The sequence below is a fragment of the Pelagibacterium luteolum genome (assembly GCF_900100665.1).
Taxonomy (GTDB): Bacteria; Pseudomonadota; Alphaproteobacteria; order Rhizobiales; family Devosiaceae; genus Pelagibacterium; species Pelagibacterium luteolum.
On record NZ_FNCS01000023.1, the window covers coordinates 31,140 to 47,731 of the forward strand.

A 16,592-nucleotide genomic window follows, 5' to 3' on the forward strand; every position below is an offset into this window, starting at 1 on the left:
GCTGGAAAGTCTGCCGAGAAATTCGCGGTCTCGGGGAGTTCATAACCAAGCTGGGTTAAGGCGTCCCTTGCAAAAGCGCCTTATCTGATCACTCAAATCGATGGCAGGCCGTTCGCGGCAAGCACCTCTCCGGCTAAATAGAGTGAGCCGGTGATGAGGATTCGCGGAGCTGGATCGAGGCCAAGCGCGGGGATGGAGGCAAGCGCTTCAGCGATGCTGTCGTGGGTCTCTGCCGGAATGCCGACGCGACGGGCCGTTTGCGCGATCTCCTCGCGCGGCAAAGCGGTGTCTTGCTGAACTGGAACGGCGATAACGGCGCTGGCGAGGCCGGCGAAGTTCATGAGAAAGCCTTGGCAGTCCTTGTTCGCGAGCATGCCGACGACGAGTATGAGCGGCCGCGCATCGCGCCTATCAAGATCGGCCAGCGCTCCCGCCACCGCGCGGCCGCCGTCCGGATTGTGGCCGCCGTCCAGCCATAGTTCGGCGCCGTGAGGCGCCATTACAGCAATCCGACCGCGGACGAGACGCTGCATGCGCGCGGGCCATTCGACGCTCGTGATCCCCTGCCCGAAGGCTGCGTTCGGAATCTGCAGCGCAGGAAGGCAACGCAATGTTGCTATCGCTGTGCCCGCGTTATCGAGCTGATGACGGCCAACCAGACGCGGCGCAGGCAGTTCCATGATTCCGTTGCCGTCCCGAAAGACCATGCGGTCGCGATCAGGCGTCGCTCTCCAGTGCTTGCCACCGATCCGCAGCGGCGCGCAGAGACGCGCCGCCTGCCGCTGGATCACCGCGAGCGCCGCCGGCGACTGCGGCGCGATAATTGCCGGCACAGTAGGCTTGAGGATACCTGCCTTCTCGGTCGCGATCAGTTCAATCGTATCGCCAAGGAACTCCTGATGGTCATGCGAAATGGAAGTGATGACTGTCGCAAGCGGGCGGTCCACCACATTCGTTGCGTCGAGCCGTCCGCCGAGGCCAACCTCGAGCAGGAGCACATCCGCGGGATGGCGCGCAAACAGCAGAAGAGCCGCAGCCGTGGTGATTTCAAAGAACGTGATCGGATCGCCGGCGTTCAGCCGTTCGCACGTCGCGAGTGCATCCGACAATTCGTCGTCGCCCACCAGCACGCCGCCGCCCGGTCGCGCAAGACGGATGCGCTCGTTGAAGCGCACGAGGTGGGGCGAGGTGTAGACGTGAACGCCGAACCCGGCCGCTTCCAGGATCGCACGCAGAAAAGCAACGGTCGAACCCTTGCCGTTGGTGCCGGCAACATGAATCACCGGCGGCAGGCGGCGCTCAGGATGGCCAAGCCGGGCAAGAAAGCGCCACATGCGGTCGAGCGAGAGATCGATCCGCTTGGCATGGAGCGCGAGCAAGCGCGCAAGGACGACATCAACTGCAACCACTCTGAATCACATTCGCCCGCCAATTAACAGGTCCTGAGCCCAGCGCGAATTCTTCATTGACCTTGACCAAGTGAGAAACCTGGCTCCCCATCAAAATTGTAAAGATGCTCGGTCTTGATGAAGTCGACGCCCGTATAGGTGAGATTCTTGAGCAGCTCCACGATCATCGCTTTGTTGAATTGCTTGCCCGGCCGCGCGAGATACCGACAGCGCCAGTGGTCGGTGCAGAAGGTCTCGGGCAGACCATCCGGCCAGACCTTGACGCCACGATTGGTGATCATGGTGAGCGCGAACAATTCGTTGGCCGCCGCCTGCATGTCGCGGGCGAGTTCCTCCACGGGCTTGGTTGCATGGACGAAGACGTCGATCCCGACCAATTCCTTCTTGGCCGGCTTCGTTGGCCGGGCCTGCGGCACGGCGAAAGGCTTTGACGCAGCGCCGTGCGCGACACTGCGCAACGTCTTCGGCGTCTGGTCAAGCCGCTCGATCACGGCCTCGGCAAAGGCTGCTGTGCCGACCTTCTGCTTGGATAAGCCTTCCTTGAAAACATCATAGGTATGAATGCCGTCCTCGATCGTCTTGAGCCAGGCATTGTGCACGCGCCTGGCGACCTCGGGCTGGCCGATATGCGCCAGCATCATGACACCGGCTAAGAGAAGGCCAGACGGGTTGGCCACATCCTGGCCGGCTCGCCGTGGTGCGCTGCCGTGGATCGCTTCAAACATGGCGCATTGTTGGCCGATATTGGCCGACGGCGCGAGGCCGACGGAGCCTGCGATCTGGGCGGCTACATCGCTCAAAACATCGCCATAGAGATTGGGCATCACGATCACGTCGAAGGCCTGCGGTGTATCGGCCAGCTTCGCTGCGCCGATGTCGACGATCCAGTGCTCGCTCTCGATGTCGGGATAGTCAGCGGCGATTTCGTCAAAGACCCTGTGGAACAGGCCGTCGGTCAGCTTCATGATGTTGTCCTTCGTGAAGCAGGTGACCTTCCGGCGGCCGTGCGCGCGCGCGTATTCGAAGGCGTAGCGGACGATCTTCTCGCACCCCGGCCGCGAGATCAGCTTCAGGCACTGGTAGACTTCATCGGTCTGCCGGTGCTCGATGCCCGCGTACAGATCCTCCTCATTCTCGCGAATGATGACCACGTCCATGCCGGGATGCTTGGTCGCGATAAAGGGCGGATAGGCGACGCAGGGCCGGACGTTGGCGAATAGGCCGAGCGTCTTGCGCACCGTCACATTGAGGCTCTTGTAGCCGCCGCCCTGCGGCGTCGTGATCGGCGCCTTGTAGAAGACCCTGGTGCGCCGCAGGCTATCCCAGGCTTCCGGTCCGATCCCGGAGGTGTTGCCTGAAAGATAGAGGCGCTCTCCGATATCGATCGGTTCGATGGCGATGTCCGCCCCGGCCTGAACCAGGACCTTGAGACTGGCTTTCATGATCTCCGGCCCGATACCGTCACCGAAGGCGACTGTGACCGGGACGGCGCCACGCTTCCCGGAAGGGTTCTCCAAGTCGGTTAGGCCTTCCGACTTCAGCCGAGTGCTCATCATCGATCCTCCTGGCGCATCTCTGAACGCCGGCAGGATAGGGACCAAGGATGAATTGTTGAAATTGATTGTTCTCGTCTCTACGATTGCGATGCTCAATCTTCATCCAGATCCCTGGTAACATGCATGAACATCCATCCCGACCTCTTGCGCGCTTTCGTGACCGTTGTGGAATGCGGAGGGTTCTCGCGGGCCGCCGAGCGGCTGCGGCGCGGCCAATCGGCCATCTCGCTGCAAATGAAGCGCTTGGAGGACAGCCTCGGGGTGAAGCTGCTCGACCGGACTCCCCGACATCTGTCGCTGACAAGCGAAGGCGAGCTTTTGCTCGACCACGCCCGGCGCCTTTTGCGCCTAAACGACGAGCTGGTCGGGCGCTTTACCGAGCGCGAGCTTTCGGGTGTCGTTCGCCTCGGGGCGCCAGAGGACTTCGCGACCAGCCACCTGCCGAGCGTGCTGGCCAAGTTCGCGCGCGCCCATCCTTGGGTTGCCCTGGAAGTGACCTGCGAGCTGACGCTCGAGGTATTCGAGCGCTTCCGGGCTGGCGGTCTCGACATCGCGCTGGTCAAACGGGAGCCCTCAGGCGCGATGGGCGGCATCCGCGTGTGGCGGGAACCGCTGGTCTGGGTCGCCGCCGACCGACAGATCGCAGAGGCAGAGGGCCCACTTCCGCTCATTGTCTCGCCGCGGCCGTGCGTCTACCGGAAACGGGCGACCGATTCGCTCGACACGATGGGGCGCCTTTGGCGTGTCGCCTATACGTGCGGCTCCCTGGCCGGCACCCACGCGGCCGTTCGCGCGGGCCTCGGCATCACCGTATTGCCGAAGGAGATGGTTCCAACTGATCTCGCCATTCTCAATGATGAAGCTCTAGGGCTTCCCGACCTGAAGGACACGGAAATGGCGCTGATCGAGGCGCCTGATCTGAGCCCCGCTGCTGCCCGGCTACGGGACACGATCGTTCGAGAGCTTGAGCATTGACCCGCGCTTTCCTTTCGATCCCGCGTCGCATCCGTGACTCGATGTCACGGATTCGTTGACCAACTTCTCAAAAGTCCGCGCTTGGGCTATTGTAATTTTGGGGTAATCCACTGCGCTGAAGCGTAGACCGGTATCTCCTAAGACTTGTGACGGGTGGGAAGGAGGCAACGATGAATTTCTCGGGCAGGAACCTCTGGTATGCTTTAATCGCCATTGCCGTGGTGTTGATCGTGACTGGTTATGCCACCGGCTGGTTCGGCGGCACACCGGAACCCGCGCCGCAGCAATAAGAGCCCGCCTCGAACCTTGACAGATGCCGTTGGTAACGGGCCTCCTCATTGATTGAGAAGTTTTCTCTTCACCACTGAGTGCGGCCTGAGCGTCCAGTAGTTCGTCGCGACCGATAGAGGCGCAGCTAGATGTTCAACAGTTTCGCTCGTGCTCTGGCCTTCACGGCGGTGGCGCTGATCCAGCCAGGCATCCTGGGCGGCAGGGTCCATTGAGGTGCTGAAGTCGGCCTTGTTGCGGCTGCGGCCTTTCCTGGGGCAAGCACATGCGCGATGCGGGCTTCACCGTGACCGAGACCGACCTGCCGCTGGCCGACCTCAAGGCCGCGAAGGCGGCAACCGGGCTGAAGCCCGGGCAGACCTCGTGCCATACGGGAAAGATCGAAGGCTACGTGATCGAGGGGCATGTTCCCGCCCGCGAGGTCCAGCGCCTGCTCGAAGAGCGGCCGGACGCGATCGGGCTGACGGTGTCCGACATGCCATACGGCTCGCCGGGCATGGGCGACATGGCCAACGCAGACCCCTGCGACGTCCTTCTGGTCAGGCGGGATGGTTCCACCGAGGTCTACGCGAGCTATCGCTGACATTGCAGGAACGGCAGCGCTGTATCTGCAAGGAAGGCGGCGAGAGAAATGTCTCGCCGCCGTTCCTTTACTGATCTGCGGACCTGCGATCAGTCGGGCTTTGCAGCCGGCGCATCGGGGTCGAATTCCTCAAGAGTTCGAAGGATCATTCTCTTGGCGGCCGTGGGCTCGTTTCCGCCGTCCAGCTCAACAACAGTGAAGGACTCGATGCGGGGCTGGATAACCCAGGCGACCTCTATGTCGTACATCGGCAGGCGCTTGCGGGCGAAGCATTCCAGGCTCTGTATCACGTCGAGATCCTACTAAGGCGTCCCGTTGGGCGGAACGACGATGAAGGATCCTGACGTTACGAACCCGCTGAGACCTGAAGGGCAAGCGGGATGTGACATGGCGACCTACATCATCCGCTTGATGTCGGAGTAGGCGCCGCTGGTCTTAAGCGTCACGGTGGCGCAGGAGACGCGCTCGGACGAGGTATCCTTCTCGCTCGCGCCCGGCGAAGGGGCCGAGGTCAAGCTCGTCACGATCAGGTAGGCGCTGACGGTAGATGTTCAGATCGCCGACGTGCCTGAGGCCTTCCCATGCCTGTTCGATGTGCCGAAGCCACATCGATAGGTGGAACCAGTCAAGAATGTGGGTTACGGATTGCCGCGTTGCGCTGAGCACAATGCCTTGCAGCCCCACGTCTCCATCGCTGAAAACAGTGACGTCTCGGCCAGGCAACCATCCCTGCGGACACCGCGCTGGCTCTGGCGGCCTTCGGCGGCGGCTCCATGCTGGTCGCGCTTGTCGGCCATGCGGAATGCAGGTCGTCGATGCGTCATCTCCTTTGGAGCGGCTACGTCAGGGAGGCCACGAGAGCATTGAAGAATATGCTCTACCAGCTGGAGCAGTACGGTCGACTGCAGGACGCCAGCAACCTCTCTATCGCCTACAACGCGCTGGCGCTGTCCTTGAACACCCTTGCGCGCAGTTCGTGCATGCGCTCGAGCAGACGTTGCTCACTACTGGTTGCCCTCGTGCGGCAAATGGCGACGACGCGCATGACCCCAATCCTTAACCCATTGAATTGGGGTCTCTTGAATCCCGTACGGCGGCGCACCACCAGCTGTGAAAAGTCACAGGGGTCGCAAAGTCGTTGCCGTGATAGACAGGGGGAGCGCCGAGGCGCCGTTGCCGCACTTATGGCTGAATTGCCATGCAACTCGAAATTGCGACTACCCGAATTGAGGACGAAACACCCGGAGAGGGACACTTGCCGAGCAGAGCCTTCGACCAGTTGCGAGATGCACTAGAAACGGCCCAGGGGATGGCGCCGGTCAAAGCCGCGGTGAAGGAATTCGCCGGCCAACTGGGATTTGACTGGTTCGCCTATCTCTCGGTCTGTGGACCGGAGATCGACACGTTTTCGACGTACCCGCGCGCATGGCAAGGCCACTATATCAACAAGAAATACGCGACGATCGATCCCGTCGTGCAGGAAGCCCGCCGCTCTGAGCGCTGCTTTGCGTGGTCCGAACGCGACCTTGCACGAGCATTGTCGCCGGACCAGGTGCGCTTCCTTGGAGAAGCCGGGGATCATGGCATCGCATCGGGGATATCTGTGCCGGTGTCGGCCGGATTCGGCAGGACAGTATTGTTCACTCTCGCGTCCTCGAACCGGTGTGACAATTGCCTGGTGGAATGCCCCTTCCTTGCCGCTTCGATTGCATCGCACGTGGATGTCTATGCGCGGCGCTGGATGCTTGAGCCAATGCCTGCTGTCGCCGTCAAGCTAAGCCCTAGAGAGAGGCTCTGCCTGAGCTGGATGGCTAAAGGCAAACGCATGTCCGAAATCGCGCAAATCGTCGGAACCAAGGTCCGGACGGTCGAGTATCACCTGCAAAATGCTCGGCGGAAGCTGGATGCCACCAATGTCACTCACGCCGTGGCGCTTGCGGTGCGTCAACAGTTGATCTGATCTTGTTCGACCGCGAGAAGGCCGTTCCGCCTCTACCTCGTGTAAGTTGTGGTTGGCGACGGCAAGAGACTTGTCCGCGATGGCGCCTACTGCCCCTACCCTACCCGGCGGGCCGTTTGAGGCGTGTTCGGGTTCGCGTCTTGATCGGCTGCCGATATCGGCAAGGGAGATCGGCAACTAATATCGGCAATTGTGCTGACTTGTTGTCTCTAATGCCTTACATTGCAATCCATTGAGGCACGATAGAGATCGGCAAAGAATGCTTGAAACCCCTGCCCGGATCGAGCCGCTGTTTTTTGACGACGCGGTGCCGACCGTTCTGGCCGATCTTGCAATCGAGCTGCAGAAGGCCGCCGATGAACTCGGCCGAGGCTTGCATCCTGAGTCCGCTGACGAATTGGCCGATCTCGTACGAGTCATGAATTCGTACTATTCGAATTTGATCGAAGGCCACAACACCCGACCTCGAGATATCGAGAGCGCACTGGCTGGCGCCGAGATAGATCCCCAACGTCGTCCCCTCGCCCTGGAGGCGAAGGCCCATGTTGAAGTTCAGAGGATGATTGACGGCCTCGGGTTGCGCGGCGAGCTGCCGAGCCCGACTTCGATCGATTTCATTCGGTGGGTTCATCGCGCCTTCTATGACGAGATGCCCGAAGAGTTCCGGTTCATCGACAAACCTGATGGCGCCAAGGCTGAGATTGTTCCCGGCGTGTTCAGGATGTCCACCGAACATGATGTCGCTGTCGGCCGTCATCAGCCACCGTCCTCTGACAGGGTGGTGGCTTTTATGGAGTATTTCCAGAAGCGGTTTGCCATGGCCGAAAAGCAGGCGAGCCTGCGGATCATCGCGATTGCGTCAGCTCATCAACGCCTCAACTACATCCACCCGTTTCCAGACGGTAACGGCCGCGTCAGTCGCCTGATGTCTCACGCCATGGCGCTCAAGGCTGGTATTGGCGGTAATGGCCTGTGGTCGATATCTCGTGGCCTCGCTCGTGGCCTGAAAGATCGTGGCGAATACAAGCGCATGATGGATCACGCCGACAGTCCCAGACAAGGCGATCGTGATGGACGAGGAAATCTTTCGGAATCGGCACTCAAGGATTTCGTCGAATGGTTTCTTACGGTCGCGCTGGACCAAGTACGGTTCTCGACTGCAATGTTCGACCTCGGACGGCTCGATGCTCGCTACCGCGCCCTAATAAAAGATGTCGTCGACGACAGACGAGCACCTGATCTGGTGGCGGCCGTATTGCGGCACGGCAGGTTGCCCCGTGGCGAGGCCAATTTCGTGCTGAAAACATCCGAGCGCACGGCCCGGAACACGCTGTCGGATCTCGTCGAGCGCGGGTTTCTGAAATCGGACACTCCGAAGGCACCGGTGCGCATTGCCTTCCCCCTCGATTTCAGGGAACGGCTGTTTCCGAATCTCTTCACCGACGCCGAAGTCAATGTCCCGGAACCGCCTTCACCGTCTTTCAAGTGAGTGGAATTTCAGGGCGACCACTTGCCAGAACTGCTCCGGCAGCCCCGCCAAATGTGGACGCCGTATAGCCGGCTAAGAGTCAGATGTTCTCGGGTGAAAGTGAGTCGCCGCAATGGAGCGGCAGTCGCGCCGACTCACCCAGTTTGACGCAATGCACGACTGTGAAACTTCTCAGGGTTCTGCATGGATCAAGCCAGCGGCACGTGGCATTGAATGTTCTCTCGGAATGGCCAACCGCGGAGTAAGTAAGCGATTGAAAACGCAATGGAAAGCGTAATTGCCGACGCCGCGGATCCAGACTGTGATGCTCCGCTGAGTGATCTTATTGGAGTGGACCTGGGCATGTCGGTAAGGTTTCGTTAACCCAAAATCGCTTGCCAGAGAACGGGAATCGCTCATACTGGCGCCAGATTGGCCGAAAGGTCGAATATGGCGCTATTTTCTCGTTCGGGGGACAAAGCGGAGATGGCATTTCTCCCAAGTTTTGAGTTTGACGACAAGATCCTTGCCCAGGGTGCCGAGATCTCGCGCAAGCTCGACCAATTGCGCGTCGAGAAGTTTCCGACCGAGGGGCAGAAGACCCTTCGGCGGTTCTCGATGGCCGAAGTCGCCCACTATCTTGGGATCAGTCCGAACAATCTGAAGCGCCTCCATCTTGAAAAGAAAGGTCCTGAGCCTTTCGTCGGTGCCGGCGGGCGGCGCTTTTACGCGGCCGAGCAGATGACCGAGCTTCGGGACTATCTCGATAAGCACGGGCGATCGGATTCCAAGAAGTATGTGCCCTACCGCAAACCTGGCGAGAAGCTGCAGGTCATTGCGGTCGTCAACTTCAAGGGTGGATCGGGAAAGACCACCACCACGGCGCACCTCGCGCAGCATCTGGCGCTCACCGGTCACAGGGTCCTGACGGTGGATCTCGATCCGCAGGCTTCGCTTTCAGCCCTCCATGGCTTCCAGCCGGAGCTCGACAAGAACCCCTCGCTCTACGACGCGATCCGGTACGACAACCCCGCCCCGGCCGAAGATGTCATCCGCAAGACGAACTTCCCCTTGCTCGATATCATCCCGGCGAACCTAGAGCTGCAGGAATATGAGTACGAGACGCCGCTTGCCATGCAGTCTCCGTCTCAGGAAGGAAAGCGGTTCTTCACGAGGGTCGCCCGGGCATTGGATTCGGTCAGTGAGCGCTACGACGTCGTGGTCGTCGATTGCCCTCCGCAGCTTGGCTATCTGACGCTGTCGGCACTGTCGGCCGCCACCTCGGTTCTGATCACCGTCCACCCGCAGATGCTGGACCTGATGTCCATGAGTCAGTTTCTGCTGATGCTGGGCAATATCATGAAGTCCATCAAGAGTGCTGGCGCGACGGTCCAGCTGGACTGGCTGCGCTATCTCATCACCCGATACGAGCCCACGGACATTCCCCAGGCGCAGATGGTCGGCTTCATGCAGTCGATGCTTGCCGAGGAAATCCTGAAGAACCCGATGCTCAAATCCACAGCGATTTCTGACGCCGGCCTCACCAAGCAGACGCTCTATGAGGTCGAGCGATCGAACTTCAATCGCGATACCTATGATCGGGCGATCGACAGCATGGATGCCGTGAACTTCGAGATTCAGGGACTGATCCACCAGGCATGGGGGCGGTTATGATGTTGACTGCCGTCAAAACCGCCAAAAAAACCCACGGTTTCAAGCGCATAAGTCGCATAAGGGGGTGCTAGTCAATGGCGCGGAAAAATCCCTTTGCCAGCATCATGGACAACCGCGACGCTCCCGCTGAGCGCCCAGTTGCACGAGACTACACCTTCAAGGGGGCATCACGCTCGCTCATAAGCTCGATCGACGAAATGGCGGCCCAGGCAGGCAAGCTGCTCGAGGGTGAGACGATAGTCGAGGTTGACCCCGACCTGGTGGACCAATCTTTCGCCAACGACCGGCTCAACGTCGATCAGGAAGATTACGAGGCCGACTACGCTCAGGTGTTGGAGTCGATCCGCAGTTCCGGCCAGAACTCCCCGGCACTCCTTCGCCCTCACCCGCAGCGGCCCGGCCGCTACATGCTGGTCTTCGGTCGCCTCCGCTGGCGCGCCGCAAAAGAGCTTGGCCTCAAGCTTCGCGCTGTCATCAAGGATATCTCCGAGCGCGATCATGTGATCGCCCAGGGACAGGAAAACAACGCGCGAGCGAACACGTCCTTCATCGAGAAAGCACTGTTTGCCGCCGACATCGTTCAGCGGAAATTCGACGAGGACAACGCCACGGCCCTCGCCGCGATCGGTGTCGATCGGCCGACGCTTTCAAAGATGCTCTCTGTCGCCTCGATGCCCAAGGATCTGCTCGAAGCGATCGGCCGCGCGAAGGCTGTCGGTCGTGATCGCTGGTATGAGCTCAAGCTCCTCCTCGACAAGCCGGGCAATGTCGACACTGCCTTGGCTCTGGCATCGAGTTCCGATTTTCATGGGATGCCAAGCGAAGCGCGGTTCGATGCGATCGTCGCGAAGCTGAAGGCATCCAAGCCGCGCCGCCGTGCCGCGCAGGCGCCATCCAAACGCAGCTGGGCGCCGTCTGATGGGCGTGTCGCCGCGGAGATGGTGGCCAGTGGCAAGAAATTCACCATCGCCCTCAAGGCGAAGGGGACCGACGCAGCAGCGTTCGGTGACTACCTCTCGGAAAATCTCAGCGAGTTGTATGAGGCTTTCCGTCGGGAAAAACGAGCAACCACGAACGGAGATTGAGCGCAAAAGAAAAAGGCCCCGAAACGGCAATTCCGGAAGACCTTCTCTTTAAGTTTGGCGACTGAGAGAATCCCACTTCCGCGAATCATAGTCAAGACCATTCAGGTCGGTTTGAGCGTCGATTCGGCGAGCAGGTTTCTTTTGCCTAGCGATAGGTGAAGGACAATGCAGACGCATACCCCAACGACGCCCTTTGGGCGGCGAACGATGTCGCTTGGCATGATGGCAAGTCAGGCCGTGGCGAAGGCAGTCCCGGAAGGGGCGCAGGTCCAGAAATGGAAAGTGTTCCAGACGATCCGGGAAGCGCGCGAGCTGATCGGCGCTACGGACCGCGCACTCGCCATTCTCAACGCCCTGCTCTCGTTTCATCCGGAAACGGAGCTCACAGGCGACGGCGAACTGATTGTCTGGCCGTCGAACGAGCAGCTCATGGCCCGTGCAAACGGAATGCCGGCGACGACGCTGCGGCGCCACCTGGCCGTCCTGGTCGACTGCGGGCTGATTATCCGCAGAGATAGTCCGAACGGCAAGCGCTTCGCCCGCAAGGGCAGGGGGGGACAGGTCGAACAGGCCTATGGGTTCGACCTGTCCCCGATCGTTGCCCGGGCTGAGGAATTCAAGGAGCTGGCGGACACCGTCCGGGCCGAAAAGAACGCCTTTCGGATCGCCAAGGAGCGTCTCACGCTCCTGCGCCGCGATATCGTCAAGCTAATCGAGACCGGCATTGAGGAGAACGTTCCAGGCAATTGGGGCAGGGTCCACCAGACCTATCAGGCCATCGTCGGCCGGTTACCGCGCTCAGCGCCGAGGCAACTCATCGAGGATATCTGCTGCGATCTCCACGGCCTCTACACGGAGATACTCGAGGTACTGGAATCATTTGTAAAAACACAGAATTCGGACGCCAATGAGTCCCATTCTGGTCGCCACATACAGAATTCAAACCCAGACTCCATATTTGAATCTAAAGAGGGCTCTGGAAAAGAAGAGGAAGCGGGCGGCAGCGCCGCGGAAACCGACAACGTACGGAGCTTGCCGAAGCGGGAATTGCCTTTGGGCATTGTGCTGGATGCCTGCCCGAACCTGCGAGAATTGGCCCAAGGCGGCGAAATCCGTCACTGGCGCGACTTTCTGGCCGCGGCGGAACTGGCGCGGCCGATGCTGGCGATCAGCCCCAGCGCGTGGCGAGACGCCTGCGAGGTCATGGGCGAACAGCATGCGGCGATCACGCTCGCTGCGATCTACCAGCGATCAGACCAGATCAACAGCGCTGGCGGCTATCTACGCAGCCTGACCGACAGGGCAAGGGACGGCAAATTCTCGACCTGGCCAATGATCATGGCGCTGCTGCGCGCCAAGCTGGACGCCGACAAATCGGCAGGGAAGGCTGGCCACGAACCGCCAAGCGGCGGCGGGGAAGGGCGGCTTGAGGTCTCGGAAGCCCTTCTGCGGTCGCTGAACAAGCCCAGATCGTGATGACGGTTCGATCTGAATTTCGCGGGTGGCAACTCGGTCAGTCTCTGTCGTCGTCGATCAAACCGTCAAAGGTTTCGAGTAGTGCATCGATGATCGCCTGGCCGAGGGCGTTTGCAGCTTCGCCCATCCGGGCATCGTCTCCGCTACGCGCCGCGGAAGCGAGATCCGAACCCTGGTCGGTCAGGATCGACTTGGTTCGCTCGATGGCCCATTGCGCGAAATCGTCTCGGCTGTTGACGGTCATGGCTTCCACTGCTGCGCGCTCCGGAGTTTGCGGACTGTTTGGGATATTCTGGCTACGATCGAGCCCCGCAAATTGTACTTCTTACGGGCCACAAAATCAGTCCTCGGTTGCGTGTTCAGGCCGCCTCAAGCAAGCCGCTGCGCTTTGCCCTGTCGATGAGGTTCTTGACGGACGATGGTGCCCATTTCGTACCGCCACGGGGCGTACGCTCATGAAGGCGCTCGAGCTGGTTGGCTATTTCGCGCAAGGTCAGCTCCGGATTGGAGGAATGGATGCCCGCCACCAGGGTCATCAGACGATCCTCAGCTGGCCGAGGCGGCGACTTCCTCAGAAGCGACTTGTCGGCCATTCCCTCGCTGACAATCCACTTCACCGCGCGCCGTAAACGCTCAGGAGTCCAATCGAGGCCACGTTGCCTGAGAACGCGGGAGATATCGTCCCATGTGTGGTCCGGTCGCATGCGCCGCACAATGGGAAGCCACTGGTTCGCGGATGACTGGAGACGCGCTCCATAGGCTGCCTTTTGCGCGGCCGTCATTTTGGCCAGCGCGTCCGGCCGACGTTCGCGGATCCCTGGATTGCCCGGCATCCGGCCTTTTGCCCTGGCGGCTTTGATGCCCGCCTTGGTCCGCTCGGAGTTGAGAGCCCGCTCCAGCTGGGCCACGGCGCCAAGAACCTGCAGGGAAAACATGCCTTGCGGCGTCGTGGTGTCGATCGGGTCGCTGAGCGACCGGAAATGCGCACCTTTTGCCGTCAGGTCCTCGATGACATCGAGCAGATGGCTTACCGAGCGCGCCAGACGGTCGAGCCGAACGACGACAAGCGTGTCGCCAGCGTCGATCTCGCGGACAATCTTGGCAAGGGCAGGGCGGGCTCGTGAGGCCCCGGAGCCGTGCTCCCGGACGATTGTCTCACATCCGGCGGACCGCAACTCCATCTCCTGGGCTTCTGTAGCCTGCTCGTCTGTCGAGACGCGCGCATAGCCGAGTTGCCGGCCCTGTGGTCGACGGGAGGAGTGATTGTGCGGTGTTTTGGCCATTTGGAGCGCCTGAGAACCGTATCGGAGACGAAATTACAAACGTAGAAGATACGGATAACCGATCGTTTGTAAACGTCTCTTGAAGGCCTTCCTGACACTCGGCCGAGCTTGAAACCTCCGCAAATCGGCGTTTCTCGTCAATCTGAGCCACGATCGAGGAGCATCTGTTCAATCCGGAAGCCGCTGACGCATCTTATTGTACGCGCGCGTGGCAAAAGTACCGCTGTGACGGAAGTGAAGACTATGATAGCTTCCGCATGGAGAACAAAGTGAAGTTATTACAATGCGGTATGAGATCGGAGATTTGCCCCTCCAAGCCCTCCTGCCGGCGATCGGCAGAGCGGAGGATCAGGTCGCTCGCCTCGACGAGGCGGTGCGGCGTAGTCCTGTGGGGAAAGGCTTTGTCGAAAGGGCGCATTTCTTCGATGCGGCCGCAAGCATGTGGATTTCGGGCGAGCTTGTGCACGTCGAGGATCTCGTCCTTCATGACGCCCACATGGACGTGCGGGCGCCGACGCATGAGCTTACCATATCGCATGCGATACTGCGCGCCCGCCGACGGATCGCGGATGCCGATCCCGCCTGTGCTGTCAGCGGCTCGGGCCTTTTAGCGCTTTTGGGCCTGAGAGGCGCGCCCGATGGGGCAGCCGAGTTTGACCGAGGCCCGGTTGATGATGGCGGTGGGAACGACTCTCTAAGAGGAGAGGAGGCATTGTCCGCGGAATTCGCCGCGATCGATGCGGTTCTCGAACGTTCCCGGCGCATTCTGGAAGGGGCTCCTGCCGTTCATACCGAGAGGCCCCAAAGTGTCATCGTGGGAGATCTGGTCGTCCGCGATGCTGAATGGGATGAGCGCGGCAGGATCGAGCAATGGCAGGCGGTCGGTCGTGAGGTCGAAGACATGCCACCGACGCTCGCGGCCGCAGTTCTTTGGGAGGCGTGGGAAACCCTGGAACCACTCCAGAACAAGCACTGGCTCGGCCCTTTGGTGGTCGGCGCCTGGCTCCGATCCCGGCGCAAGGTGGCCTCACATCTGTTTTGCATCAATGTCGGGCTGAAGACGATCCCACGCGAACGCCGACGGTCGCGGAGCAAGACGACGCGTCTACTGGCGGCTCTCGACGCCATGTCGGCCGCCGGCGACGCCGGCATGAAGGAGATCTCTCGGCTTGCCCAGGCGCGGGAGCAAATGCAGCGACGGCTGCGGTCCAGGCGTTCGTCGAGCAGTCTGCCAGGTGTGATTGATCTGATCCTGTCGCGGCCGATCGTGTCTGCGACGATGATCGCCAAGGAGGTGAATGTAACGCCGCGCGGCGCGCTTAACCTCATTACTGAGCTTGGCGTGCGGGAGATGACGGGCAGGGGACGGTATCGCGCATGGGGAATTCTCTGAAAACGCGCGCCAACGGACTCACTGAACCATGGCATCTGCAGCGAGCAGTGGTTGACGGCGGCGCTAGCGTATCTATATAATCCCTAAGACAACCAGCGAGGTTATCATGGTTCGCACCGCGCCAAACCCGAGCAGCACTCGTTCTGATTCCCTGCAGGCGGCCTTTCTTCGGCGCGCAACATCTGCGCTTGAGCGCATGGCGGCCACCGCGTCGCCGAAGACACTGTCCGACGCTTTGGCTGCGCCAACCGATGCGGGTTCGCTTGCATGGCTCCTCAGCCGGTCCGAGGTTGTCGGTCCAGCCGTCATCGAGCTCGACCCGCTGGTCCCTGCCTTGGCGAGGAACGTCGAACACCGCAAGCTCCTGCTTGAGCGCGCCGGCGGCACTTTGTCGGCAGAGGATACGGGTCGGCTGCTCGGCATCTCGCGCCAGGCGGTCGACAAGCGCCGGCGAGCCGGAGCGTTGCTTGCTGTTCGCGAGGGGAGCGACTGGCGTTATCCCGCCTGTCAATTCGAAGAGACGGACGTCGTCGCCGGTATCTCGGATGTCATTCGAGCGTACGCTTCGGCTGGGCCGTGGGTGGCGCTCGATTTCCTGCTCGCGCCCGACTCGGCGCTTGGAGGACGATCGGCCCTTGAGACGCTGAAGTCCGGCGATCGGGCCGCGGTCCTGCGCCTCCTGCGCAGTGAGGCGCAGGACGGGTTTGCATGACGCCGAGGAAGCGGACCGCACCCCGCGGTCCCTCCGGTCTGGCGCCTCCTCCTCCCGAATGGCTCGCTGACATATCGCTGCCGATCGACGAGATTCAGGCCGGACAAGTGTTGCACCGTGTCCACCGTTCGTCGCTCGCCCCGATCTTCTTCGGCCCCGGCTCCAACGTGCCGCCCACGAACCGCTTTGACAGCGCCAGCGGACGGTTCGGAGTCCTCTATGCCGGTCTCACCCTTCGCAGCGCCCTGGCCGAAACCCTCGTGCGCAGTCCGCAACGTCTCACGGTGGCCATGACCGATATCATTGGGCGCTCCGTATTCGGGCTTGTCTCTGACAGACCTATGCGGATTGTGCGCCTGTATGGATCGGGACTGCAGACGGTCGGGACGGACAACTCGATTTCGACCGGACCCTATGAGCCTTGCGGCCTTTGGTCAGACGCCCTCTGGGATCACTCAGACCGTCCGGATGGATTAGCCTACCAGTCGCGCCATGACTCCACCGAGATCTGTTTCGCGATCTTTGAAAGAGCCGATCTTCGCCTTAAAGCTGAGGGAACCCACGCGTTGTCGAGCATGCTTAGAGACGTGGCCGCAGTGCTCGACAGCTATGGCAAATCCGTGTCCCCACCCCTCTTGTCGGGCGAAATGAGAAACTGCCCCCCAAACGAAACGAAGAACTGACCCCTTGTTTTTGAGAGGATCAGTAGATGCACGATGAATTTCCCTCC

At 60.8% G+C, this 16,592-nt stretch carries 15 protein-coding genes and 1 pseudogene; 10 read left to right on the forward strand and 6 right to left on the reverse strand.

Going from position 1 to position 16,592, the window contains the following annotated elements:
• Nucleotides 1–92: 92 nt before the first annotated feature.
• Together BLR31_RS19380 and BLR31_RS19385 are read right to left on the reverse strand one after the other, a co-directional pair.
• Entirely contained in the window at nucleotides 93–1,334 is a 1,242-nt protein-coding gene (locus BLR31_RS19380; RefSeq protein ID WP_090599529.1) for a bifunctional folylpolyglutamate synthase/dihydrofolate synthase, read from the reverse strand.
• 128 nt (nucleotides 1,335–1,462) lie between these two features.
• Nucleotides 1,463–2,962, reverse strand: a complete 1,500-nt coding sequence (locus tag BLR31_RS19385; RefSeq protein ID WP_090599533.1) for an NADP-dependent isocitrate dehydrogenase — start codon at nucleotides 2,960–2,962, stop codon at nucleotides 1,463–1,465.
• A 126-nt stretch (nucleotides 2,963–3,088) separates the two neighbouring features.
• Here BLR31_RS19385 and BLR31_RS19390 point away from each other — a divergent pair, with 126 nt between their 5' ends.
• Both BLR31_RS19390 and BLR31_RS19395 read left to right on the forward strand, forming a co-directional pair.
• Entirely contained in the window at nucleotides 3,089–3,940 is an 852-nt protein-coding gene (locus BLR31_RS19390; protein ID WP_090599459.1) for a LysR substrate-binding domain-containing protein, read from the forward strand.
• A 553-nt stretch (nucleotides 3,941–4,493) separates the two neighbouring features.
• Nucleotides 4,494–4,811: a DUF411 domain-containing protein gene (locus BLR31_RS19395; RefSeq protein ID WP_090599463.1), complete on the forward strand. Its 318-nt coding sequence runs from the start codon at nucleotides 4,494–4,496 to the stop codon at nucleotides 4,809–4,811.
• Nucleotides 4,812–4,900: 89 nt separating this feature from the next.
• Here the strand turns inward: BLR31_RS19395 and BLR31_RS19400 are convergent, their stop codons facing one another.
• Together BLR31_RS19400 and BLR31_RS19405 are read right to left on the reverse strand one after the other, a co-directional pair.
• Nucleotides 4,901–5,101: a hypothetical protein gene (locus BLR31_RS19400; protein WP_090599467.1), complete on the reverse strand. Its 201-nt coding sequence runs from the start codon at nucleotides 5,099–5,101 to the stop codon at nucleotides 4,901–4,903.
• Between the two features lie 247 nt (nucleotides 5,102–5,348).
• Nucleotides 5,349–5,543: pseudogene (locus tag BLR31_RS19405) on the reverse strand (hypothetical protein); the annotation flags it as partial.
• A 577-nt stretch (nucleotides 5,544–6,120) separates the two neighbouring features.
• Between BLR31_RS19405 and BLR31_RS19410 the strand changes: the two are divergent.
• The 5 genes from BLR31_RS19410 to repC all read left to right on the forward strand — a co-directional run bounded on the left by BLR31_RS19410 (nucleotide 6,121) and on the right by repC (nucleotide 12,474).
• Complete coding sequence (locus tag BLR31_RS19410; RefSeq protein ID WP_176762778.1) at nucleotides 6,121–6,771, forward strand: autoinducer binding domain-containing protein; 651 nt, start codon at nucleotides 6,121–6,123, stop codon at nucleotides 6,769–6,771.
• A 259-nt stretch (nucleotides 6,772–7,030) separates the two neighbouring features.
• The gene (locus BLR31_RS19415; protein ID WP_090599474.1) at nucleotides 7,031–8,260 is read left to right on the forward strand and encodes a Fic family protein; all 1,230 of its coding nucleotides are present in this window, start codon (nucleotides 7,031–7,033) and stop codon (nucleotides 8,258–8,260) included.
• A gap of 465 nt (nucleotides 8,261–8,725) precedes the next feature.
• Nucleotides 8,726–9,913, forward strand: coding sequence for a plasmid partitioning protein RepA (gene repA, locus BLR31_RS19420; protein ID WP_090599477.1), 1,188 nt, complete (start codon nucleotides 8,726–8,728; stop codon nucleotides 9,911–9,913).
• A gap of 74 nt (nucleotides 9,914–9,987) precedes the next feature.
• Complete coding sequence (repB, locus tag BLR31_RS19425; RefSeq protein WP_090599481.1) at nucleotides 9,988–10,998, forward strand: plasmid partitioning protein RepB; 1,011 nt, start codon at nucleotides 9,988–9,990, stop codon at nucleotides 10,996–10,998.
• Between the two features lie 165 nt (nucleotides 10,999–11,163).
• Nucleotides 11,164–12,474 (forward strand): plasmid replication protein RepC, encoded by a 1,311-nt coding sequence (gene repC, locus BLR31_RS19430; RefSeq protein ID WP_090599484.1) that lies wholly within the window; start codon nucleotides 11,164–11,166, stop codon nucleotides 12,472–12,474.
• A 37-nt stretch (nucleotides 12,475–12,511) separates the two neighbouring features.
• On the opposite strand, the gene BLR31_RS19435 is transcribed toward repC, so the two are convergent.
• Together BLR31_RS19435 and BLR31_RS19440 are read right to left on the reverse strand one after the other, a co-directional pair.
• On the reverse strand, nucleotides 12,512–12,718 hold the full coding sequence (locus tag BLR31_RS19435) for a hypothetical protein (RefSeq protein WP_425287285.1): 207 nt from the start codon (nucleotides 12,716–12,718) through the stop codon (nucleotides 12,512–12,514).
• Nucleotides 12,719–12,833: 115 nt separating this feature from the next.
• Complete coding sequence (locus tag BLR31_RS19440) at nucleotides 12,834–13,757, reverse strand: recombinase family protein (RefSeq protein ID WP_090599490.1); 924 nt, start codon at nucleotides 13,755–13,757, stop codon at nucleotides 12,834–12,836.
• Between the two features lie 283 nt (nucleotides 13,758–14,040).
• Between BLR31_RS19440 and BLR31_RS19445 the strand changes: the two genes are divergently transcribed.
• The 3 genes from BLR31_RS19445 (at nucleotide 14,041) to BLR31_RS19455 (ending at nucleotide 16,545) form a co-directional block, all read left to right on the forward strand.
• Complete coding sequence (locus BLR31_RS19445; RefSeq protein WP_090599494.1) at nucleotides 14,041–15,150, forward strand: RHE_PE00001 family protein; 1,110 nt, start codon at nucleotides 14,041–14,043, stop codon at nucleotides 15,148–15,150.
• A 106-nt stretch (nucleotides 15,151–15,256) separates the two neighbouring features.
• Complete coding sequence (locus BLR31_RS19450; protein WP_090599498.1) at nucleotides 15,257–15,862, forward strand: MerR family transcriptional regulator; 606 nt, start codon at nucleotides 15,257–15,259, stop codon at nucleotides 15,860–15,862.
• Nucleotides 15,859–16,545, forward strand: coding sequence for an RES family NAD+ phosphorylase (locus tag BLR31_RS19455; protein ID WP_090599501.1), 687 nt, complete (start codon nucleotides 15,859–15,861; stop codon nucleotides 16,543–16,545). The genes BLR31_RS19450 and BLR31_RS19455 overlap by 4 nt, the downstream gene beginning before the upstream one ends.
• Nucleotides 16,546–16,592: the final 47 nt, after the last annotated feature.